The organism is Parabacteroides sp. AF17-3, from assembly GCF_003635445.1.
GTDB lineage: Bacteria > Bacteroidota > Bacteroidia > Bacteroidales > Tannerellaceae > Parabacteroides > Parabacteroides goldsteinii.
This window is the reverse complement of record NZ_QTMM01000001.1, coordinates 66,841-90,184: the sequence shown is the minus strand read 5'-3', so window position 1 is coordinate 90,184 and position 23,344 is coordinate 66,841. Positions and strand designations below refer to the sequence as shown.

Below are 23,344 nucleotides of genomic sequence, written 5' to 3'. Positions count from 1 at the left end.
AAATAGGCATTCTTTTGCTATTTTTAAAAGAAAAGCCATAAACATTCGCAGGTTTCCCCTGTTTTAACTACGCATTGGATATCCGGCTTATTATTAATACTTAAACGTTTTGAAATATGAAATCTAAAGTTTTACTGGTAGCTTTGGCCGCTATGTTGGCAGGCGGGGCTATGGCACAAGATTGTACATTCTTTTTCCCTACGACAAAAGGTACAAAACTGGTGAAAAAGAGTTATGACGGCAAAGGAAACCTGTCAGGTGTGATGACTTATGTAGTGGATGAGGTGGAAAGTAAACAATCCGGCCTGGAAGTCGAAGCCGATTACGTGTTCGTCAATAATAACGGGACAGTTATCGATAAAGGCGAACTGGAGGCTTTTTGTCAGGATGGCGAATTCTTTATGGATATGAAAGAGGTGCTGTCCAATCCATCTTTTGTTACTACAACGAATACCGCAGTGGCGGCTACAGATGCCGTAATCAATTATCCGAGCGTAGCGCAGGGAGCATCTTCGGATGATGTCTATTTCGACGATGCCGTGATCAACATTTATTCAAAGAAGAATCGTAAAGACAGAAAGAACATTTCGATTTACGACCGCGAATATGTGAAAACCGAAGAGATCACCACTCCGGCAGGAACATTCGATTGTACGAAAGTAAAATTTAAAATCAAATCACGTTCCCCGAAAGAAACGATCGAAGGTTACGGATACGAATGGTATGCTCCCAATATCGGGGTAGTCCGTACGGAGCAATACAATAATAATAATGTATTACAATCTTATTCCGTACTCGAAGAAGTGAAATAAGTAAAATATATTCCTTTTTGGAATTGTTTGACCGGTTTAAGTGGATACGCTGTTGCTGTGAAGCGGCGGCGTATTTTCTTTTCCCCTGTCAGCTCTCTTTCCTTCTGTTTTCTTCTTTAAATTGGGTTGGAGTCATTCCTTTGACTTGTTTAAATATGGTACTGAAATACCGTTGATAAGTGAAACCTACATCATAAGATATTTCCGATATGGTCAAATCCGTTTGTATAAGCATCAAAGAGGCTTTCTCTATCCGGATTTTATTGATGTAATCGTTAACGCCCATACCGGTAAGAACCTTTACCTTATTATATAAGGAAGCACGGCTCATGGTCATCTTTTTCATCAGATAGCTTACATCGAGGTCCGGGTTGGCCAGGTTGTTATCTATCAGTTCATTCATCTTTGACATGAAGTGTTCATCCGCATTGCTGATCGTGACTTCCTGTGGCAGGAGCAGGGTAGAAGATTCCTTATATTTTTGTTTGACGGCTTCCCGGCTTTTCAGCAAATTAAGAATGATAGTCAGCAGGAAGTCTAACTCAAACGGTTTCGGGATATAAAAATCCGCACCGAGTTTATACCCTTGCGCAGTACTTTCCTGGTCGCATTTGGCTGTCAGCAGGATGATGGGGATATGGCTGATTTCAATATCGTTTTTTATATTCTTACAGAGTTCATAGCCGTCCATTTGGGGCATCATGACGTCGCTGACGATGATATCCGGTTGTTTGGCTTTGGTTATTTCCAGGGCGGCAAGACCATTTTCTGCGGTATAAACCTGCTTGAATATATCTTTGAACGAATCTTTCAGGAAAAGGCGGAGTTCATCTTTATCTTCTACGATGAGTAAAGAATATCCCGCGCAGGAAATTCCGGTCGCGGACAAGTCTAACGGTATAGATAGATTTTCGCTAATCTCTGTTTCCTGTACCTCTTGCTGTCCGGAGTTGATGCTATCGGTCAATGCGGGTAACTCATAATAGAATGTAGCTCCTCTGTCCGGATTGTTATAGGCGCCTATCCGCCCTCCATGCATTTCAATCAATACTTTGGCATAAGATAAACCGATTCCGCTACCGCTCTTATTATGTTCACCTTGATAAAAACGGTTGAAAAGCTTTTTCGGGTCCACATTTTGCAGACCGATACCCTGGTCTGCGACGGCGACTCTGACATAGTTATCTATTAGTTGGGTCGATATTGTTATTTGTGTCTCCGGTTCACTGAATTTGAGGGCGTTCATCAGTATGTTGGAAAAAATAGTCTGGCATTTCCATTCATCGAACCAGATTGAATCAATCTGAGTATCCAGCTGATATATCAGCTGGATACTCTTTTCCTTTAATTCAGTATTGAAATCTTCGGAGACGGATACTATCCATTTATTTAATGGATGAGGCTGTTTCTGTAAAGACTTCTGCTCCGTTTTGATACGGTTCAGGTCGAGAACCATGTTAATCAGGTTTTTCATTTTTCTCGACTGTTTGTAAATAGTATTTAACTGTCCGTGAATAACTTCGGGAGTCAGATTCTCATGGCTGGTGTCGATAAGTCTTTTCAGCGGAGCGTAAATGAGTGTAAGGGGAGTCCTGAGTTCATGGCTTATATTGACCAGGAACTGTATCTTTTCTTCGTTCATGGCCTGTTCATGTTCTTTCATTTCCCATTTCAGTCGGTTTTCTTTTTTCTTCAGGATAATATATACCGTGGCGGTAATGATTCCTAAGATTAACAGAATTATGCTGAAAATAAAAAGATTACTTTTATACCAAGGGGGAGTGATATGGAGTGTGAGTATCTTTTTGGGTTGGCTCCATATCCCGCTTTTCGTATTGTAGGATGCAATAATCGAATAACTTCCCGGGAGTAATACCGGTAGGTTTAGTTTGTTATTATAAGATTCGATGTATTGCTCGTTTGCCCCTTCTATTTTGTATCGGAACATTGTTTTTCTGAATATATCTTTCTGATTTATATTGAATACGACCGATAGAGATGTATAATTCCAGGGAATTGCAACCGACCGGTGAGTCGTGTTGAATTGTTTCAGATAGGTACTCCCGTTGAATAGAATATCGGATAAATCAATTTCCGGTTGAAGATCGTCATTATAGGAGATATTCTTATCTATTTTTACCAGTCCGTCGGTTCCTGCCAGATAAATATTGTTTGTCTTGGATTGTTCCTGATACATAAACAGGATTTCATTCGGCGAAAATCCATCGGATTCGCTCCAGATAATAAATCTCCCTTCATCGATAACATACGAAAAGAGCATATTCTGTGCGCCTATCCAGAGACGCCCTTTATCGTCGAGGAAAAGATAAGACACGTTATTGAAAAGCCGGGTATTGATTCGGTGTAATACTTTCTCGTTCAGATTGTAATAGCTGAGTCCCTGGTCGCTTCCTATCCAGACGGTCCCTTTTTTGTCATAACACAGGGTATGGATCGTTTCGCTTGGTTCAGTGGTGAATAGAAGGGACAGGCTGTCGTTCTTTTGTAATGTCTGTAAGACATAATTCTCTTTTATCATAAAAATAAGCGAATCGTCCGCATAGGTCAGGTTCAGCGCTTCCAGGGAGAAATCGGTTTCTTTTGTTTTTAGGGTAGAGAAGGTCTTTGTCTCAGGATAGTAGATACGTGCACTGAGCGACAGAATATATATTTTGTCATCGCTGACTTTATGCGCCAGGGGCATAAAGCCGTAATAACATTCTTCTGTATTGATCTGGTCGTTGACAATGGTAAATGGGGTGTATTTTCCCGTTTGCTTGTTGAAGACAACTATTCCCTGGTTGAATAACGAGACCAAAAGCTCCGTGTCGGATAAGCCGGTGATGGAAGTCACCTTATCGCCGTAGGTGGAGGTGAATTGTTTGAATGTATCGGTAAATGGGTTGTATACATTGATTCCTCCGCCGTCTGTCCCGATCCATAAAAGACTGTCATTGTCTTCGTACAGGCTGGTAATGGCTTTTTCGCTTAATCCGTTGGTGTTGTTTAAGGCTACGTCTTTGAATGTCTTGATATAAGTTTCTTTAATTCCGAATATACCGCCTCTCACGCTCCCTGCCCAGAGGTTATTTTCATTATCCATATAGAGAACAGTGATGGAATTGACGGGAAGTGAATTCACATCTCCCGGAATGTGTTGTAAGACGGTAAAATCTTTTGTGTCGGGATGATAAATATTGATTCCTCCTCCGTCTGTCCCTATCCATATGTTTCCGTCTTTTTCCAGAATACTGAGAATGATATTGTTACTGAGTTTAGAGTTTTCACTTTTATAGTGGGCGATCAATTTTCCTTTCGGATCGTAGCAGAAAAGTCCCTGTCTGTATGGTGACAGGTAAATATATCCTTTTTCATTGATAAAAATAGCGGATACGGTATTGGTAAACGGCAACGAGTTATCTTTATAAATTTCGTTTGTCGTATAATTATAGGTGAGCAGCCCATGTTTTTTTGTATTCAGTAATACTTTATTTCCTTCTATCTTTAATATGTTGAGAATGGAGTATTCTCCGGTTTCCCGTAGGTGGTTTTCCGTATGGAGAAGGATACGTTCGGTATTTTTGTTTTTGTAGTCGAATCGGTAGAGTGTTTTTTCTCCTCCGAAAAGAATCCCTCCGGGTATACAGAGATAAGAAAATATCTTTTCTTTTATGATCGGGTCGAAGTGGTTATAGTCCGGATTATATTTAACCAATCCCTTATTAGTAGAAACCCAAAGATTATTGAGTGAATCTTCCGCAACAAACTGTATGTGGTTACCGGGAAGCGAATATTTATTGTCTTTTTCGTTGAAGAAGCTTTTTAGCTCATGTTGGTCGTAGCAGTTTAATCCGGATTTTGTTCCTATCCATAATATTCCTTTATGATCACATAGAATAGAGTTGATGCTCGATTGTGATAATCCCTGCTCGATTGCTATTTGTTTGAAGTAATAGCTGGCGTTGTTACATTGTCCGATACCAGGTAAAAGACAGAGTAGAATAATATATGCTATGTGTGAAAAAAATTTCATAATTCAGTTTTACTTTTTTTACAAATATACGGCTAAACAATGAATTTCCCAACAAGGATAATAGCCTGAAGAGTGAATTTGTACTCAAAACCATTGATTGTTATCTGCTGATTAATAAATGATTATACGATAGAGGAATACTTTTAGACAGGATTTGACGCCCTTTTTGAAAGCAGACTATACATTTGTCGGTATATCTTAAATTTGAAATCAGATGAAAAAAAATGTAATTATTATGCAGAAAGGACCACCTCCGTCTAATTGACGGACTCTTAGAAAAATGATTGGTGAATTTGACTTTAAACTAAAAATACGATTAAACTTATGAATCAAGTACAGGCTAAGTATAAGCTGGTAGGTAGTCCCCTTCAAAAGGTTGGCGTACTGTTGCTGCTTATTTTGTTTATACGACCAGATGTACAGGCTGAAGCTAACAATCCAGCCTTTGCTTCCGGTCCGGATAGTAATGTCCCGTCTATAACCCAGCAAAAAGGACAAAAGAAGCTGGTAAAGGGAACGGTCAGCGACGATGCTGGCGAATTAATGATAGGAGCCACGATTTCTATCAAAGGAACGACCCAGGGAGTTCTTTCTGATATGAATGGAAATTATGAAATTGAATGTACGGATAATGATATTCTTCAGGTTTCTTATCTGGGTTATACGCCTCAGGATATAAAGGTTGGTAACCGAAAAGTCATAGATGTTATTTTGACTTCCGATAATGTATTGCTGGAAGAGGTGCAAATTATCGCTTATGGAACCCAGAAGAAACTGACTGTGACCGGCTCTGTTTCTTCGATAGACACAAAAGATTTGTTGAAATCGCCCACGTCCAGTATCGGTAATATGCTGGCCGGTTCTGTTTCGGGTATTTCAACCGTTCAGTATAGCGGACAGCCCGGAGCTGAAGACCCGGAAATATTTGTCAGAGGTATTGCTTCTTTGGATGGCGCCCGCTCACAACCATTGATTCTGGTGGATGGGGTGGAACGTTCTTTCTTCCGCATGGACCCTAATGAAATAGAGAATATTACTGTTTTGAAGGATGCTTCGGCAACGGCCGTATTCGGTGTACGGGGTGCGAATGGAGTTATCCTGGTAACGACACGCAGAGGAAAAGAAGGACGTACGGAAATATCGCTGTCTTCTTCGGTCGGTATCAGTGAAGCGATGCGTGTTCCGGAAATGATGGGGAGTTATGACCATGCCAAATATTTCAATGAAATGCAATTGAGCGACAATCCCGATTTAGGTCCCAACGATTTGAGATTCTCGCCTTATGTATTGGATATGTTCCGGACGAATGCCGATCCGATCATGTTCCCGAATACGAACTGGGAAGATTTGATGTTTAAGAAAGCATCTTTGCAAACCCAGCATAACCTGAATATCTCGGGAGGAACGAAGGATGTGAAGTTTTTTATTTCCCTGGGTTATCTGTATCAGGATGGTTTGCTGAAGAGATTTTATGAAAGTTATAATCCGAACTATAAAAACAATCGTTATAACTACCGGGCGAATCTCGACATTAACGTAACTAAGAGCACTACTTTGAAATTGGGGTTGGGTGGCCGTCTGGAAACAAAGAAAGATCCTAAGTTCGGCGAACAAAACAATTTATGGATGGAGATTCTCCGTGTACAACCATTCTCCAGCCCGGGCTTTGTAGATGGAAATCTGGTTCAGATTAAAAACCGTTATATCCCGATGACAATGCGTAACCTGTTCTCCATGTATTATGGAAAAGGATATACAGAGGCTTCGCAAAATACGATGAATCTGGATATGGATTTAACACAGAAACTGGATTTCATCACCAAAGGTCTTTCTTTTAATATTAAAGGAGCTTACAATACCTCTTATACGGGAAGTAAATCATGGAACGGCTCGATGGAATCGTATACTCCGGTCTACAAATCCAGTCTGACCGATCCGGGATTGGCTATTGATGATCCTAATTTTGATCATACGATTGTGTATCAGCTTGAAGGTACAGCGAGTGCTTTGTCTGCGTCGGAGGACTGGAGTACCAAAACGCGTGACTGGTATGTAGAGGCCAGCTTACGTTACGACCGTACTTTCGGGGATCATAAAGTCGGCGGCTTGCTCTTGTATAATATGACCAAACAGTATTATCCCAAGGCTAATACGGATATCCCGAAAGGATATTTGGGATTGGTTGGGCGCGTCACCTATGCTTATAAAGACCGCTATCTGGTCGATTTCAATGCCGGTTATAACGGTTCGGAAAACTTTGCACCGGGTAAACGGTACGGATTTTTCCCGGCAGCCTCACTCGGTTGGGTAATATCGGAAGAGAAGTTTATGAAGCAGGTAGATTTTATCAGCTTCCTTAAATTAAGAGCCTCTTACGGTCTGGTAGGTAACGATATATTGAATGAATATAAACGTTTCTTGTATTTGCCGGACTCATATTCAGCCAGTTCGGGCGGATATTATTGGGGAGTGAATACTCCGCAGGCTTATCCGGGCGCATCGGAACTGATTTTGGGAAATCCGGATGTTACCTGGGAGAAGGCTGCCAAACAAAACTACGGTTTGGATATGAATCTGCTGGATCAGCGTTTGAATTTCTCTCTGGATGTATTTTTTGAGAAACGTAAGGATATTCTTATTCAGCAAAATACAGTTCCGGGATTCGTTGCAGCCGACCTGCCTGCTGTCAATTTGGGTAAAGTGAACAATAAAGGATATGAAATCTCTTTGGGATGGAACGATAAAATTGGCAGCAAGTTCCGCTACTGGCTGAAAGGAAATGTCTCTTTTTCCAGAAATGAGATTGTTTATAAAGATGAAATTCCACAGAATGAACCTTATATGTATGAAACAGGACGTTCTATCGGTTTGAATTACGGATATGTTTTCGATCGTTTCTTCGAGGCAAAAGACTTTAATGAGGATGGTTCGACAATCACGGGAATCCCTACGCAGTCGGGAACATTTAAACCGGGTGATATTCTGTTCAAAGACCTGAATAATGACGGAGTAATCGATGGGGATGATAAAACTTATTTCGGTTATGGAGAAAATCCCGAATATATTTTCGGTCTGAATGCCGGATTTGAATATAAAGGTTTTGACTTCTCGATGAATTGGACAGGGGCAACTAACGTTTCCAGACGTTTGGAAGAAGACTTTACCCGTCCGTTCAATACCGGTGACGCTCCCCTGATGAAATGGATGGTCGAGGAACGTTGGACAGAAGAGAAAGGACAATCGGCCCAATTCCCGCGTTTTACCCAAACCAACAGAATGCATAATTCGCAAATGTCGGATTTCTGGGTGAGAGATGCCTCTTATCTGCGTCTGAAGAACCTGGAGATAGGATATACGCTGAATACGGATGTGTTGAAGAAAGTCGGTATCCAGAAACTCAGGGTGTTTGCCAACGGATATAACCTGCTGACATTTGACCATCTGGGATTTATCGACCCGGAATCAAAAATCAGTAATAAGAACAAGTATCCCAATACGCGTATTTACAATTTTGGAGTGAATGTAAATTTCTAATGATACAAATAGTATGAAAAGATTATTAATACCAATATCTATAATAGCCGCCTCTTTCTATTTCGGTTCTTGTAACGACCTGAAAATAGGCGATGATTTTCTGGAAAAAGCCCCGGGAGCAGATGTTACCCTGGATACGATTTTTGCATCCAAGCAGTATGCCGAACGTGCGCTGGCTGCGGCTTACAGGCATTTACCCTATGGGGTTATGTACAGTTGGGACCCTGCCGAAGACAAACTGGGAGTGGATCTGCTTGAATCGACAACCGATCTTTGCCAGTCTTACCTGGGATGGGGATGTGGTGCGGAACGCCATTATTATAACGGACAATATAATGCTTCGGTTGCCGACACCTATGATGTAATGTATGCTTACACAAAAGAACGCAGTTGGGAAGCCATCCGTAAAGCGTATATTTTCCTGGAAAATGTAGACCGGGTACCGGATATGACAGCAGAAGAAAAGGCTATCCGTAAGGGTGAAGCCAAGATGGTGATAGCAGTACAGTACACTCAAATGATGCGTCATTTCGGCGGCTTGCCTTTGATTGATAAAGCTATTTATCCGGGCGATGACTATAATTATCCGCGTGAAACCATTGAAAAGACGGTTAATTTTATCGTCAATTTGTGTAATGAAGCCGCATCCGTACTTCCCTGGCAGGTATCGGTGGAAGAAGACGGGCGCTTCACCAAGGCTGCTGCACTCGGATTAAAGGTGCGTGTGCTATTATTTGCAGCTAGTCCTTTGTTTAATGACAACCAGCCTTATCTGGATGGCGAAGCCAGTACGAACCTGATGGTTTGGTATGGAAATAAATCCGATCAACGCTGGCAGGATGTTGTGGATGCCTGTAAAGAATTCGAACAGGCGAACAACTCGGGTTCTTATAACTACCAGTTGGTTGAGACAGGGGATTACCGGCAGGATTTTCAGGATGCATGGTATAAAAGAAGAAACGGTGAAGTGCTGATATCTACGCGTGTAGCTTATACTTGCCCGGATATTTGGGATGGAAATTTTTATTTTATGCAGTCGGCCGGCTGGTATGGTTGTAGCTGTCCGACATTGAATTATATGGATATGTTCGGTAATGCCGACGGAACGTCTTTTAATATAGACTGGGATAATATACCGCAGGGCGTCAATCCGTTCGATGGCAGAGATCCCCGGTTGTATGAAACTCTTGTTATTAATGGCGACAAATGGCAGGGACGTACGGCTGAAACCTATATCGGCGGACAAGAACAGAATACTGAAAATTCGACGCGTTGCCGTACCGGTTCCGTTATGCGTAAGTTCCTTCGTGAACATGATTATGCCACTCTGACCGGTTCGGTTATTCACTGGCCTTACTTGCGTCTGGCTGAGATTTATCTGAGCTATGCGGAGGCTTTGAATGAACTCGGACGTACGGGTGAAGCTTATGAGTGGGTAGACAAAGTCCGCGGACGGGTCGGTTTACCGAAGTTGCAGCGTAATCTGTCACAGGAGCAATTCCGTGAAATGGTACTGAATGAACGTGCCGTGGAATTTGGTTTTGAAGAGATCAGATGGTTTGACCTGGTCCGCTGGAAACGTGCGGAAGATTTTACCAAACCTCTGTACGGTGTAAAAATCTGGCGTCAGGCAGACGGTTCTTATAAATATGAAAAATGGCAGTTGGCCGAACGTTACTGGAAGAAGAACTGGTCGCCCAAATGGTATTTGTGTGCATTCCCGCCTGAAGAGATTAATAAAGGTTATGGATTGGTCCAGAATCCGGGATGGTAATTCATTTGATAAATCATAAAAGCAGGTTATGAAAATAATAAAAGAAATATATGTAGCTGCATTTTTGTCTGTGTCTGTTTTCTCCTATGCACAGGATACAAAAATGATAAACCGTGGATTCAATTTATCCGGGCGTAGCGAAGAAAGTACGGCGGCAGTTTCCACGATATATATGGATGATTCTAAAACGTCTGATATTAATCCGGCTAATTCCCTGTATGGAAAACTTCCCGGATTGTTCAGTCTGCAAGGCTCGACTGTAGCATGGGATAATGATCCGACAATGTATGTGAGAGGTCTTGCCACGATGGGGGCAGGAACTCCTTTGGTTCTAATCGACGGTTTTGAACGCCCCCTCAGTTCCTTGTCACAGGATGAGATAGAGAGTGTTACGGTTCTGAAAGATGCTGCATCGCAGGCCTTGTATGGTGTACGGGGTGCAAACGGTGTCATTCTGGTGACTACCAAACGCGGTATTTTGGAAGGAATGAAAGTGCATGCAAGCTATCAGTTCGGGATAAATACTCCATTTCGTCTCCCCGATATGGCGGACGGATATACGTATGCATTGGCAATGAACGAAGCTTTACGGATGGACGGACTGTCTGCTTTGTATAGCAATTCTGATCTGGAAGCTTTTCGTACGGGTTCCAACCCGGAGCTTTTCCCGAATGTGAACTGGAAGGATGAAGTATTGAAAAATAAAGGAACGACTCATCAGTTTAATGCTTCTTTTACCGGAGGGGGAAAGAATGTGAGTTATTTTGCTGCAATCAATTACATCGGCGATAACGGTTTTATGAATGAGAACTATTTCAGCCCGGATTATTCCAGTCAGATGTCGTGGGATAAACTGAGTGCCAGGGCGAACCTCGATATTAATGCGACAAAACTCACGCTGGTAAAATTGAATTTGTTGGGTGAATTGTCGCAACATAATCGTCCGGCAACGGAGTATTCGACTTTGTTCCCGATGATCTATGATGTTCCGGCAGCGGCTTTCCCGGTAAAGACGAGTACTGGTGTATGGGGCGGTGATAATGTACGCAAAAATCCTGTTGCAGAATCGGTGGCTAAAGGTTTTTCCGTTGGAAATGACCGGGCTTTATATGCCGACTTACGGATTATCCAGGACCTGTCGGTTCTTACTTCCGGTCTGAGTGCAGAGCTTGCTATTGCTTATGATAACCGGGCCAGCTATTGGGATAATAAAACAAAGAATTATCTGTATGAAAGTTTGCAGCCGGTCAGGGATAACGGAGGTACTATTACCGACATAACCCGTACACGTTACGGACAGGAAACGGATTTGTCTTTCAGTTCCAGCCTCGGATATCAGAACCGTGTAACAACGTTTGAGGCAAAAGTCAATTACGAAAAAAACTGGCAGGATATGCATCAACTGAATGCTGCGGTCATTTATCATCAGGAAGAAAATTCCCTGAAAGGAATTAATAATACGTATAGACGGCAGAGTTATATAGGAAATGCAAGCTATGCTTATAAAAGCAAGTATCTGGCTGATTTGGTGTTGACTTATTCCGGGTCGAGTGTGTTGGGAAGTTCTGATAAGTATGCATTTTTTCCTGCCGTTTCTGCCGGTTGGGTCATTTCTTCCGAAGACTTTATGAAAGAAGTTACAGCGATAGATTATCTGAAAGCGAGGGCTTCATGGGGTATTACCGGAAGTGACCGGTTTGCTTATGATTATGATAAATATTATTTCAAAACGGGCATCAGCTCCTATTTTTTCGGAGATAATAATAACTCTGTATCCGGTAATGGCGAGTTCCGTTTACCTAATTTGAAGTTGAAGCCGGAAACAGCCTATAAGTTTAACTTCGGTATCGATATGGAAGTATTCAAACGGTTGTCTTTATCAGCGGATGCCTTTTATGAAAAGCGGACGAATATTCTGGTGAACTCCTCTGCTATTTACTCTTCCGTGTTGGGAGTCAGCACACCGATTTTGAATGATGGCGAAGTTAAGAACTATGGATTTGAAGCCGGTCTTTCCTGGCGTGACCGTATCGGAGATTTCACCTATATGCTGGCTGGTAATTTCACTTTTGCCCGTAATGAGATTGTAAATATGGACGAAGGATATAAACCGTATGATTACCTGAAAAATACAGGAAACCGGATCGGGCAGTATTATGGTTTGGAGGCTATCGGTTTCTTTCAGGATGAGGCAGATATAGCGGGCAGTCCTGCACAGTCTTTCTCCAATGTGGTTCCGGGCGATGTAAAATATAAAGACCAGAATGGTGATAAGGTGATCGATGATTATGATAAGGTGGCTATTGGTTACAGTACTGTTTTGCCGGAAATTATGTACGGGTTTTCTATTGGATTGGGATATAAGAATGTAAGCCTGAAAGCAGATTTCCAGGGAGTAGCCAACTATACGTTAGTTAGAAATATGTCAAGTATGTACCGTCCTTTGGTTGGTAATAAGAACGTCTCTCAACATTATCTGGAAAATCGCTGGACACCGGAGAATACTAATGCCCGGTATCCGCGTCTGACAACTAAACAGAATGATAATAATTTCAGGGAAAGTTCTATCTGGGCTGAAAACGGCAATTTCCTGAAACTGAGAAATGTGGAGTTGGCCTATACTTTACCTAAATCATGGGTAAACAAGATCAGACTCAGCAATATCAACCTGTTTGCCAGAGGTATGAATCTGTTTTCATTTGACCATGTGAAAGATATGGACCCGGAGCAAATGTATGCTACTTATCCATCTTTCAGATCATATAACATTGGATTAACTCTTGATTTTTAAAAATAGACATTATGAATAAGAAAATATTATCTGCCATATTTGCTTTTGCAGTGTGTATGTCTTCCTGCAATTATCTGGATTATAATGAATCGTCCGGATTTGACAAAGAAGATATGTTCACCTATTTTGAAAGAGCAAAAGGTATGCTTACCACTGTATATTCATATCTACCCGCCGATTTCGGTAATTTTGACGGAGCGACCCGGGCAGCGGCGACCGATGAAGCGGAATATGCTTGGAATACATCGGGCATCATCCGGTATAATAACGGTTCGTGGAGTCCGATCCTGACAATCGATAATGTGTGGGGCACTTACTATACCGCAATCCGCTCTGCTAATATGTTTCTGAATAATTATCAGGAAGACTTCACCAATATTGAATGGAATGATAATTATGAGACTTTGATGCAGCAATATCAGTACTATCCGTATGAAGCTCGTTTTTTACGTGCCTTCTACTATTTCGAGTTGGCCAAACGGTATAAGAACGTCCCGCTGATTACGGAATGCCTGGAACTCGATGAGGCGAATAGCGTGACTCCTTCTGATTTTGATAAAGTGATTGATTTTATTGTCAGTGAATGCGATGAGATCATGGATAAGCTGCCTGTATCCTATAAAGATGTGCCGGGATATGAAACGGGCCGTATCACCCAGGGAGCCGTGATGGCCTTGAAATCAAGAACGTTACTGTATGCAGCCAGCCCTTTATATGCCGGGACGGCTGGTCAGGAAAAATGGATTGCAGCGGCTAAAGCGGCCAAACAACTGATCGATAAGGTTGAATCGGACGGGCGGTATCAACTGGTAGATGAACAGATATGGAATAATCTGGCTTCCAAAGAACTGATTCTGGAAACGCGCAGAGGTAATTCAAATGATTTTGAAAAACTGAATTTCCCTATCGGTTATGAGGGAGGAAACTCCGGAACCTGTCCTACACAAAATCTGGTGGATGCTTTTGAAATGAAGGATGGAAGCCGGTTCGACTGGAGAAACCAGGAACATATCGATAATATGTACAATCCGGAAAAGAGGGATCCCCGCTTGTTTAAGACTGTTCTGACGAATGGCTCTACTTTCAAGAATGCGGCTGTTGAGACTTTTGTAGGCGGTAAAAACGGAGCGCCTCTGGATGGTGCGACACCGACAGGCTATTATTTGAAGAAATATGTTGTCGAAACAATCAGTCTGAATCCGAACAATACGACTACCGATCGTCATGTCTGGATACTTTTCAGGTACGCAGAGGTATTATTGAACTATGCGGAAGCTCTTTATGAGGCCTACGGCAATCCGGACTATACGGATAATACGTTTACGTTATCTCCAAGGGCAGCCATCGACAAAGTCAGGGCACGTGCCGGAATGCCGGGAGTTGCTTCGGATGATTTTCTTGAACGGATCAGGAATGAACGCCGGGTGGAACTCGCTTTTGAAGATCATCGGTTCTGGGATGTCAGAAGATGGAAAATCGCTCCTCAGACAATGGATATTTATGGGGTGAAGATTGAGAAACAGGGGGACGGATTGATTTATACCCGTCAGCTTGTAGACAAGCGTACATGGAGTGACAAGATGTATCTGTATCCTGTATCCAATGAAGAATTGTTTAAAAATCCACTTTTGAAACAAAATCCTGATTGGTAAGAATAGAATGAGCAGAGAAGCCACTCTAAACCTGTTTACGGTGGCTTCTCTTTATAATACCTCGATTTAGAAACAATAGAACTTTAGAAAATGAAAATGTACACTTTCGTACTGGCATTGTTATTATGTGCCTGTACCTCAACACAGCGAACCTTTTATGTGGATAGCATAACCGGAGATGACGCGAATAAAGGGTCTTCACCGACAGAAGCCTGGAAAAGTCTCGATAAACTGAACCAGCAAGTCTTTGAACCGGGTGATAGGATTTTATTTAAATCGGGGACTGAATATGTCGGGCAGTTTGAACCGAAAGGTAGCGGGAGCGAAGGAAAACCGGTGATGGTCGATAAATACGGAGACGGAGGGAAACCTATCCTGCATGGAGACGGTCAGAAACAACATACGATACTACTGGAAGGACTTGAGTATTGGGAGTTGAATAATCTGGAAGTTACCAATAAAGGGGAAAAACCGGATCCCGGTAGAAATGGTATTATTATTTATGCCTGGGATAAAGGTGACGTACATCATATCCATTTGAAAAACCTGACTGTCAGGGATGTGAACGGAAGTTGTATAAAGAATGAAGGAGCCGGAAACGGAATTTACTGGCATAACGGGGGAGATGAAGTGCCGACCCGTTTTGTTGATTTGCTGATAGAGAATTGCCATATTTACCGTTGCCAACGGAATGGAATAACCGGTAATGGTAATAGTGACCGTGATAAATGGTTTCCCAGTCTGAATGTCGTTATCAGGGGGAACCTGATCGAGCAGGTTCCGGGAGACGGGATTGTTCCTATAGCCTGCGACGGTGCATTGGTAGAACATAATATAGTAAGGGATAGTCCGGATCTTCTGCGGATAGAAGATGCCGCTGCCGGTATCTGGCCCTGGGGTTGTGATAACACGATTATCCAGTTTAATGAGGTAAGCGGACAGAATGCCAAATGGGACGGGCAGGCTTTCGATTCGGATTACAATTGCCGTAATACCGTTATCCAATACAATTTCAGCCATGATAATGCCGGAGGTTTTGTGATGGTGTGTAACGAGGGTAATACTTTGGGTAAACCTTATAATATAGGAACGGAAAATACGATAATCCGTCATAATGTAAGTATCAACGACGGTTTGCGTGCTTATCCGACACGTCCCGGCTGGTTCTCTCCGGTTATACATATTTCCGGACCGGCTAAACAGACCGCTATTGAAGAAAATGTGATTGTTATTATGAAAAAGCCTTCACCGGAGATAGACCGTTCGGTACTTATCATGGATAACTGGGGAGGGCCCTGGCCGGAAAATACGGTGTTCAATAAAAATATTTTTTATGTAATAAACGATGATCTGGAATATAAGTTCATAACAGGTGGTAGTAAAGCCACTCAGTTTGATGGAAATGTCTTTTACGGTAATTTTATAAATAAACCGGATGATCGGAATGCTATCGAAAAAGAACCGGATTTTACTTCCGGATTTCCTTTTCATGAGAATTTCCCCGACTACCTGAGGGAAAAGGTGATTAAAAGGCTAAAACAACAATAGGGAGTGTTGTTTAAAAGAGAGTGAATTCCTTGAAGGATATTAGAATTCACTCTCTTTTTTTATTCTATTCCGATAACGTTTCCAATATCTGTCTTCTTGTTTCCCGAGATATTCGCCTTTTGTCGTGATCAGGATCACACCGAAGTTTGTCTGTTTTATTCTTAATGAGATTTTATCAAAATGTTATTTTACCCTGGCTGTGGTTCGCATATTTAAGTGTGGAGTCTGAACGTTTGATTTTAATGCGTTTCTCGGAGAGATAGGAAATATCGTAAAGATGCATATTTGACGTAATGGTTGCTTTATGTTGCTGTTTTGTTGCTGATTGTATTGCTATTTTGTCTTAATAATATTTTTGTAGACATATTGTTAGTTGGAGTTTAACAGGATGTAATGTTGTTGTAGAGTGTAAAAACTGCTATATAGCAGTTTTTTTCTACTCTAAATGAACGTTTTTTTCCCTTTAAACGAAATAATATCTCGTTTAAAATGAATATTATTTCGTTTTAAATGGATTTATATTTTGCTTTAGACGAATTTTGGAGTTTGTTTGGGAGTAGGAAAAAAGAGAAAAAGCAGGATTTGGTGTTAATATATGTTTATTTTTGAATGCTGGAACGACTCTTTTTTTATTAATTGAAGTTACTGAAATAGTGCTTATTTTCTATTTTTGTTAGAATATCGTATTGTTTGATGTTATTTTGTATTATTTGTTTTTCTGCATGATAATATTTTAGTCCGGTAAACATTTTTAATGTGAGCAAAAATTCGTAATATTGCTTATTACTAACTTTAATACATAAGGTTATGGAAAAGAAGACGTTTGGAAAGAGAATAGTGACCCCGAAGCATGTTGCGATAGCGGTCAGCATAGTAATCCTGTTTGGATTGTTCTATTTGAACCAGATACAGTTGATTGCTTATATTTTGATCCTGATTTTCATTATACCGGTATTTTATCCTTATAAGATCGATAAAGGTTATCTGACGCAAGGTAATTTTGTGGCGATCCCTATCAAGGATATAGAGAAGTTATTTGTAAAAGAGTCTGGTAGTGTCGTGATTTATTACACTAAACCTTATAAAGACAAGGAGTACACCAACACGGTCTATCCGGTCGATACCGAAGGATTTGTGGCTGCTTTACAACAAGTAAATGAAGAAATGACTATCTTGCGCGAAAATTCGTAAAATGGATAGAGTCTTTAAATCTAAGATCGGCTGGTGGTATCATTTATTGATCATTGTGCTGGCAGTATTATGTGTAATATCTGTGTTACATCAGCATGTAGCGGCTATTGTTACATCGTTGGTTGCCAGCGCATTGACGTTGCATGTATTTTTTAATACCTATTATGTGATTACGGCAGACGGAATGTTGCTGCTCCGTTGCGGCTTCTTTCCTAAAAAAGAGATTGCCATTGCTGATATAGAGGCGTTACAACCTTCCATTCTGCCTGTATTTAGTTATTCCTTATCGTTGGACAGGATCGTTATCTGGAAAGAAGGAAAAATGTGGATGTTGATATCTCCGCAAAACGAGAAAGAGTTTGTAAAGCTGTTGAAGAAAATTAATCCGGATATTCAGATCAAGAGTAATGAAGGATTGTTATGAAAGCAACTTTTAAGAGAGATTATAGTTATTGGCCAGCTTGGTTGCCTATTACTGTCTATTTTCTTGCGGTAATAGGACTTTTTATAGTCATGGGGATAGGCGGCGATAATTATTATCTGTTGATGATGCCTGTTGCTTTTGTTTTTTACTTTGTGGCAATGATTCGAAATCCTTTTCATATAACAGATGATAATAAACTTACTGGAAACGGATTCATAGATGTTGAGTTGATCAATAGATTGGAAAGAAAACATAAGGGAGTAACTGTCTATTATCGTTGGCCAAACGGGAAAGCAGAGCAAAAACGTTTCTTCCCTTTGAAAGATATCGATACTTTTATATCAACTTTATTAGAAATAAATCCAAATATAAAACTTAATTAAATCTGAAAACATGAAATACGACGTTGCTATAATCGGGGGAGGACCTGCCGGTTATACGGCTGCTGAGAGAGCGGCTGCCAGTGGACTATCCACTGTGTTGTTTGAAAAAAATGCCTTGGGAGGTGTCTGCCTCAATGAAGGCTGTGTTCCTACAAAAACATTGCTTTATTCGGCTAAAGTGTATGATACTATTAAACATGCACAGAAATATGCTGTTAAAGCGGAGAATCCTGCATTTGATTTTCCTAAAATTATTGCCCGTAAAAATAAGGTGGTGAAAAAACTGACTGCCGGTATCCGGATGAAAATGACGGAACATGGGGTTGTTGTCGTTAGTGGAGAGGCTGAAATTAAAGGGCGTGCCGCCGACGGAACTATCACTGTCGCCTGTGGTGAAGAAACTTATAAGGCATCCAACCTGTTACTGTGTACCGGCTCTGAAACGGTGATCCCACCGATCCCCGGCCTGGCAGAAACTGAGTACTGGACGAGCCGTGAAGCATTGCAGACAAAAGAGCTTCCCGCATCCCTCGTTATTATCGGTGGCGGCGTGATTGGTATGGAGTTTGCCTCTTTCTTCAATAGCATGGGAACGGAGGTACATGTGGTAGAAATGCTGGACAAAATATTAGGTCCGATGGATAAGGAATTATCCGATATGCTTCAGGCTGAATATGCAAAAAGAGGCATCAAATTCTATCTGAGTCATAAAGTGACAGCTGTTCATAATGGCGAAGTCACCGTTGAGAAAGACGGGGAGAGCTTTGTCATCAACGGAGAAAAAGTATTGTTAAGCGTTGGCCGCCGTCCGGTAACCAAAGGTTTCGGACTGGAAACGTTGAGTGTCGAGCCTTTCCGGAACGGTATAAAAGTGAATCAATATATGCAGACTTCTTTGCCGAACGTATATGCTTGTGGTGATATCACCGCCTTCTCTTTGCTTGCCCATACCGCTGTAAGTGAGGCGGAAGTCGCCGTGAAACATATTCAGGGAAAAGCCGGTGGCGGAATGAGCTATAAAGCAATACCGGGTGTGGTCTATACAAATCCCGAGATAGCCGGTGTAGGTAAAACTGAAGAAGAATTGCAGGCGGAAGGAATTCCTTATACGGTAAAGAAGTTACCGATGGCTTTTTCCGGTCGTTTCGTGGCAGAAAACGAGCAAGGAAACGGTGTATGCAAGCTGATCCTGGCCGAAGATGAAACGGTGATTGGCGCTCATTTGCTGGGAAATCCAGCTTCTGAACTGATCGTGATAGCAGGTCTTGCCATCGAGAAAGGCATGAAAGCCGAAGAACTTAAATCAATCGTATTCCCGCATCCTACTGTCGGAGAGATAATCAAAGAAGCACTTTATTGATTTAAATCTCTATCTTTGCAAAGCTAAATCGCAGCGCATGGATATGTTTGAAGGGTATGTAGGCATTCGTTTATGGGACGGGCAGCTGGTGGATGATGTGATCTTCTCGCTGCTCTTGTCCCTGCTGATTGCCTTTGCTATTATATTTCGCTCTAATTCTCAGCATTTTGTAAAGATGCTGAAAGATGTCGTGTATCTGAAGGAGCGGCAAAACCTGTTTGACGAAACCATCGGTAAAAGTGGCTCTTTCTTCCGTAATTTTATGACTTTCCAGTCTTTGTTTCTTTGCAGTATTGCCTTGTTTGCAATTGCCCGGGCAAGAGGGATGGTCAATCATTTGGAAGAAAAGGATGTACTCTTTGCCATTCTGATTATTTTTTCAGTATTATTTCTGTTTTACCAGTTCAAACAGTTGAGTTATTATTTGTTAGGCTTTGTTTTTTCACCCCCTGATAAATATAAATTCTGGAAGAAGAATTATAATGCAATTATGGGGTCCTGGGGGATGTTATTATATATTCCGGTCGTATGGTTGATGTTCGTAGGAAGTAAAACATTAGCTCCCGTAATATTGTTTTGTATTTTCTATTTTTTGTGTCGTTTTGTAATAATTTATAAGACAATACGGATATTTCACAAGAATAATGTCGGTTTTTTATATATTAGTTTGTACCTTTGCACCCAAGAAATCCTACCCCTCATATTTTTGTATGAAGGTATGATTTTTTTGTATAACTTTATTGAGACGAGTACTCTATGGCATTGAACATCAAAAAGTTGCTGGTATCACAACCGAAGCCTGCATCCGAGAAGTCACCGTATTTCGACATTGCGGAGAAATATGGGGTCGAGATCGACTTCCGTCCTTTTATCAAAGTAGAAGCTCTTTCTTCCAAAGAGTTTAGACAGCAGAGAATTTCTATTCTGGACTATACGGCAGTAATTTTTACCGCCCGTACAGCTATTGACCACTTTTTTCATTTATGTGAAGAACTACGTGTAGCCATTCCGGAAACAATGAAATATTTCTGTATGACAGAAGCTGTTGCAGTTTATCTTCAGAAGTATATCGTGTACAGAAAACGTAAAATCTTTTTTAGCCAGACCGGAAAGCCTGAAGATCTGGTGACTGTTATCGGAAAGCATGCGAAAGAAAAATATCTGGTGCCTGTATCCGATGTGCACAAAGATGATCTGTTGGCTATGTTGGAAGCTAAGAAAATCAACTACACAAAAGCTGTAATGTATAGAACGGTTAGTAACGAATTTGCGAAAGACGAGAAATTCGATTACGATATGTTGGTATTCTTCAGTCCTTCAGGAATCTCTTCATTACTGAAGAACTTCCCGAACTTTAAACAGGAAGATATAAAGATCGGCTGCTTTGGTCCTACGACAGCGAAGGCTGTGAAGGATGCCGGACTCCGGTTGGATGTGGAAGCACCTACTCCCGAGGCTCCGTCGATGACGGCTGCTCTGGATTTGTATCTGAAGAAAGAGTTGGGTGGAAACAAAAAGAATGGAAAATAAAAGGTATACCCTTTCTAAAGAAGAGCGCCTGTCGTGGAAACGTTACATTGACCTGTTATTTGAAAAAGGACAATCGTTTGTGGCGTTTCCACTGCGGGTTGTTTATTTACCGCTGGAGGAAGAGATGTCTGCTCCCGTCTCTATCCTGATCAGCGTCCCCAAAAAGAAATTCAAACGTGCCGTAAAACGGAACCTGATCAAGCGTCAGGTGCGTGAAGCCTACCGGGTGCGTAAATACGATCTGATCGATCCGTTGACAGAAAAAAACAAGCGCATGCTTATTGCCTTCCTCTATCTGGATAAGGAAATCCATCCTTTTACCGATATGGAGAAAGCGATGACAAAAGCAATCAGGATATTGCGCGACAAGGAATAATGAAGAAATTCTTTACAACACTTCTCCTGTTGCCGGTTTATTTCTATAAATATTGTATCTCACCCATGACACCGGCTTCGTGCAGGTATACACCTACTTGTTCCGAATATGCTGTGCAGGCACTGAAAAAACACGGTCCCATAAAAGGTCTTTATCTGGCTGTCAAACGGTTGCTCCGATGCCATCCCTGGGGCGGAAGCGGATATGATCCGGTGCCGTAAAATCGTTTCCCAGTTTCTTATTTTACTTCAAACTCCCTTTGAAAGAGATATTCTTCCGTCTATTTGTTATATTTGTCGTTCATTATGAATGGATTGAAAAGGCAGATAAATACTGTATATTATGATATACATGCTCACTCGGCACAGACTTCTGTGGCGGAGGATGTAGTGGCTTGTTACAATGTAATTGTAGGAAAAGGCACTCTTTCAGATGTATCTTCCGGGCAACCTGTATCCTGCGGTATCCATCCGTGGTATATTCGGGAGGAGGCGGTGGTAGAGCAACTGGCGCGGTTCCGGGAATTGGCCCTGAATGAGCAAGTGATAATGATAGGAGAAGCCGGGCTGGATAAGCAAATATCCATACCGCTTGATTTGCAGGTCAAGGTATTTGAAGAACAGATTCGTGTTTCTGAAGAGTTGAAGAAACCCTTGATCATTCATTGCGTCAGGGCGTGGGAAGAGTTGATAGCCATCCGTAAGAAATACGCTCCGTCTATGCCCTGGATCATTCACGGCTTCCGTAAAAAGGGAGAGCAGGCTGAGCAATTATTGAAACAAGGCTTTTACCTCTCTTTTGGGGAACACTTCCAGGAATCGGCTTTGCGCAAAGCCTGGCCGGAACGTTTGTTGATTGAAACAGACGAATCCTCCTGTCCTATACAGGAAATCTATCAGCATATCGCTGCTGCCCTTCAAATATCTGTTGATGAGTTGGGTAACCAGGTTGAACTAACAGTACATCGTTTATGTTCCGGGGCAACCGCATCATAATCTTTTGTCCGTATCGTCTAATAGTTATTCCGACATGTATCCAATGACTTTTCATTTAGAGGTAGGTGTAAATCAATTTACACCTACCTCTAAATGAAAATAGACCTACCTCTAAATCTGTTTACACCTACCTCTAAGTAAAAAGACATTGAGAACTCTTCTCCCAGTCATTGCAATAAAATGATCGGATCAATAGGATGAGAGATCATTTTCACATCTGATAATAAGTTCGTTTGATCCGCGTCAGTTGAACATACTGTTAAAGAGGTCTTCGTCCGTATTGTCGAGGAAAGAAACCCAATGCTGGTGTGTTTTTCGGTCGAAATAATGCAGTGCTCCGTTATTACAAAGGATATAGAGTGTATTGCCTGTTCTTAATGTCCCATAAATAGTGGTTAGCGGCATGACGAGGACAGGGTTTCCATCTGTTATAAATACCAGGCAACCGTTCAAAAAAGCAAATTCCCACTCCTCACAGATGGAGTAAAGAAAGGCGGCAATCTCACAGGGGCATTGTTGCGGGATGCGGTCGGCGATGTTGCGAAGTTGTACTAGTGTTTTCTTTTTCATATCCTACGGAATTTTAAGTCAGATATGTTTCGCAACCGCACAAAAAAGGGGCACGTAACATATACATAAACCCTAGCTGTAGGTACTGGAATACCCCAAAGATGAGAATACATAATATGCCCGTACCCCCACTTATCGTAACAAAAATTACATAAGCGTGGCACGAACATCTAAATATCATCTTTGTTAAATTTCCAGTTTTACAGCTAGATAATTAAATGTTCTATAACAAATTACCGGATTTCTCCCCGGTAATGACAGCAAAGATAGAATATTGGTTTTAGATAGCAAAAATTATGGCTGGCGGATTTATGAATAATTAGTAGGAAGAAGAGAATAACTTTTAGTGGATGGTAATCTGCAATTTGGGT

17 protein-coding genes are annotated in these 23,344 nt (G+C 41.4%); 15 read left to right on the top strand and 2 right to left on the bottom strand.

The features are described 5' to 3' along the window. Positions 1–116 precede the first annotated feature (116 nt). Positions 117–812, top strand: a complete 696-nt coding sequence (locus tag DWW91_RS00265; protein ID WP_046145883.1) for a hypothetical protein — start codon at positions 117–119, stop codon at positions 810–812. Positions 813–900: 88 nt separating this feature from the next. Here DWW91_RS00265 and DWW91_RS00260 read toward each other — a convergent pair whose 3' ends face one another. Beyond that, positions 901–4,845, bottom strand: a complete 3,945-nt coding sequence (locus tag DWW91_RS00260; RefSeq protein ID WP_122326608.1) for a two-component regulator propeller domain-containing protein — start codon at positions 4,843–4,845, stop codon at positions 901–903. Positions 4,846–5,169: 324 nt separating this feature from the next. On the opposite strand from DWW91_RS00260, the gene DWW91_RS00255 reads away from it, so the two are divergent. The 14 genes from DWW91_RS00255 to DWW91_RS00190 all read left to right on the top strand — a co-directional run bounded on the left by DWW91_RS00255 (position 5,170) and on the right by DWW91_RS00190 (position 22,403). Continuing rightward, a complete protein-coding gene (locus DWW91_RS00255) occupies positions 5,170–8,379 on the top strand; it encodes a TonB-dependent receptor (RefSeq protein WP_122326607.1) in 3,210 nt (1,069 codons plus the stop codon). Positions 8,380–8,392: 13 nt separating this feature from the next. Continuing rightward, positions 8,393–10,153 (top strand): RagB/SusD family nutrient uptake outer membrane protein, encoded by a 1,761-nt coding sequence (locus DWW91_RS00250; protein WP_010801137.1) that lies wholly within the window; start codon positions 8,393–8,395, stop codon positions 10,151–10,153. 28 nt (positions 10,154–10,181) lie between these two features. Continuing rightward, positions 10,182–12,944, top strand: a complete 2,763-nt coding sequence (locus DWW91_RS00245) for a TonB-dependent receptor (RefSeq protein WP_009860412.1) — start codon at positions 10,182–10,184, stop codon at positions 12,942–12,944. Between the two features lie 11 nt (positions 12,945–12,955). After that, the gene (locus tag DWW91_RS00240) at positions 12,956–14,596 is read left to right on the top strand and encodes a RagB/SusD family nutrient uptake outer membrane protein (RefSeq protein WP_122326606.1); all 1,641 of its coding nucleotides are present in this window, start codon (positions 12,956–12,958) and stop codon (positions 14,594–14,596) included. A gap of 90 nt (positions 14,597–14,686) precedes the next feature. Further along, entirely contained in the window at positions 14,687–16,144 is a 1,458-nt protein-coding gene (locus DWW91_RS00235) for a right-handed parallel beta-helix repeat-containing protein (RefSeq protein ID WP_122326605.1), read from the top strand. Positions 16,145–16,951: 807 nt separating this feature from the next. Further along, complete coding sequence (locus tag DWW91_RS00230) at positions 16,952–17,335, top strand: hypothetical protein (RefSeq protein ID WP_009860409.1); 384 nt, start codon at positions 16,952–16,954, stop codon at positions 17,333–17,335. 1 nt (position 17,336) lies between these two features. Continuing rightward, entirely contained in the window at positions 17,337–17,759 is a 423-nt protein-coding gene (locus DWW91_RS00225; RefSeq protein ID WP_009860408.1) for a PH domain-containing protein, read from the top strand. Continuing rightward, entirely contained in the window at positions 17,756–18,142 is a 387-nt protein-coding gene (locus DWW91_RS00220; protein WP_009860407.1) for a hypothetical protein, read from the top strand. Before DWW91_RS00225 ends, DWW91_RS00220 begins: the two co-directional genes overlap by 4 nt. Positions 18,143–18,152: 10 nt before the next feature. Beyond that, positions 18,153–19,502, top strand: coding sequence for a dihydrolipoyl dehydrogenase (gene lpdA, locus DWW91_RS00215; protein WP_122326604.1), 1,350 nt, complete (start codon positions 18,153–18,155; stop codon positions 19,500–19,502). Between the two features lie 37 nt (positions 19,503–19,539). Further along, a complete protein-coding gene (locus DWW91_RS00210) occupies positions 19,540–20,268 on the top strand; it encodes a DUF4271 domain-containing protein (RefSeq protein WP_199722529.1) in 729 nt (242 codons plus the stop codon). Beyond that, the gene (locus DWW91_RS00205; RefSeq protein WP_044215119.1) at positions 20,265–21,032 is read left to right on the top strand and encodes a uroporphyrinogen-III synthase; all 768 of its coding nucleotides are present in this window, start codon (positions 20,265–20,267) and stop codon (positions 21,030–21,032) included. The genes DWW91_RS00210 and DWW91_RS00205 overlap by 4 nt, the downstream gene beginning before the upstream one ends. Continuing rightward, positions 21,022–21,408 (top strand): ribonuclease P protein component, encoded by a 387-nt coding sequence (gene rnpA, locus DWW91_RS00200; RefSeq protein WP_046145890.1) that lies wholly within the window; start codon positions 21,022–21,024, stop codon positions 21,406–21,408. Before DWW91_RS00205 ends, rnpA begins: the two co-directional genes overlap by 11 nt. Further along, a complete protein-coding gene (gene yidD, locus DWW91_RS00195; RefSeq protein ID WP_009860402.1) occupies positions 21,408–21,629 on the top strand; it encodes a membrane protein insertion efficiency factor YidD in 222 nt (73 codons plus the stop codon). The genes rnpA and yidD overlap by 1 nt, the downstream gene beginning before the upstream one ends. Before the next feature lie 84 nt (positions 21,630–21,713). Continuing rightward, on the top strand, positions 21,714–22,403 hold the full coding sequence (locus DWW91_RS00190; protein WP_009860401.1) for a TatD family hydrolase: 690 nt from the start codon (positions 21,714–21,716) through the stop codon (positions 22,401–22,403). Between the two features lie 243 nt (positions 22,404–22,646). Here DWW91_RS00190 and DWW91_RS00185 read toward each other — a convergent pair whose 3' ends face one another. Continuing rightward, positions 22,647–22,973 carry a hypothetical protein gene (locus tag DWW91_RS00185; protein ID WP_122326603.1) on the bottom strand — a complete coding sequence of 109 codons (327 nt, stop codon included), beginning with the start codon at positions 22,971–22,973 and terminating at the stop codon, positions 22,647–22,649. Positions 22,974–23,344 lie beyond the last annotated feature (371 nt).

Excerpts from the sequence above, each read along its gene's own strand:
- DWW91_RS00265 (WP_046145883.1), top strand. The coding sequence starts at position 117 with ATGAAATCTAAAGTTTTACTGGTAGCTTTGGCCGCTATGTTGGCAGGC.
- DWW91_RS00260 (WP_122326608.1), bottom strand. The coding sequence starts at position 4,845 with ATGAAATTTTTTTCACACATAGCATATATTATTCTACTCTGTCTTTTA.
- DWW91_RS00255 (WP_122326607.1), top strand. The coding sequence starts at position 5,170 with ATGAATCAAGTACAGGCTAAGTATAAGCTGGTAGGTAGTCCCCTTCAA.
- DWW91_RS00250 (WP_010801137.1), top strand. The coding sequence starts at position 8,393 with ATGAAAAGATTATTAATACCAATATCTATAATAGCCGCCTCTTTCTAT.
- DWW91_RS00245 (WP_009860412.1), top strand. The coding sequence starts at position 10,182 with ATGAAAATAATAAAAGAAATATATGTAGCTGCATTTTTGTCTGTGTCT.
- DWW91_RS00240 (WP_122326606.1), top strand. The coding sequence starts at position 12,956 with ATGAATAAGAAAATATTATCTGCCATATTTGCTTTTGCAGTGTGTATG.
- DWW91_RS00235 (WP_122326605.1), top strand. The coding sequence starts at position 14,687 with ATGAAAATGTACACTTTCGTACTGGCATTGTTATTATGTGCCTGTACC.
- DWW91_RS00230 (WP_009860409.1), top strand. The coding sequence starts at position 16,952 with ATGGAAAAGAAGACGTTTGGAAAGAGAATAGTGACCCCGAAGCATGTT.
- DWW91_RS00225 (WP_009860408.1), top strand. The coding sequence starts at position 17,337 with ATGGATAGAGTCTTTAAATCTAAGATCGGCTGGTGGTATCATTTATTG.
- DWW91_RS00220 (WP_009860407.1), top strand. The coding sequence starts at position 17,756 with ATGAAAGCAACTTTTAAGAGAGATTATAGTTATTGGCCAGCTTGGTTG.
- lpdA (WP_122326604.1), top strand. The coding sequence starts at position 18,153 with ATGAAATACGACGTTGCTATAATCGGGGGAGGACCTGCCGGTTATACG.
- DWW91_RS00210 (WP_199722529.1), top strand. The coding sequence starts at position 19,540 with ATGGATATGTTTGAAGGGTATGTAGGCATTCGTTTATGGGACGGGCAG.
- rnpA (WP_046145890.1), top strand. The coding sequence starts at position 21,022 with ATGGAAAATAAAAGGTATACCCTTTCTAAAGAAGAGCGCCTGTCGTGG.
- yidD (WP_009860402.1), top strand. The coding sequence starts at position 21,408 with ATGAAGAAATTCTTTACAACACTTCTCCTGTTGCCGGTTTATTTCTAT.
- DWW91_RS00190 (WP_009860401.1), top strand. The coding sequence starts at position 21,714 with ATGAATGGATTGAAAAGGCAGATAAATACTGTATATTATGATATACAT.
- DWW91_RS00185 (WP_122326603.1), bottom strand. The coding sequence starts at position 22,973 with ATGAAAAAGAAAACACTAGTACAACTTCGCAACATCGCCGACCGCATC.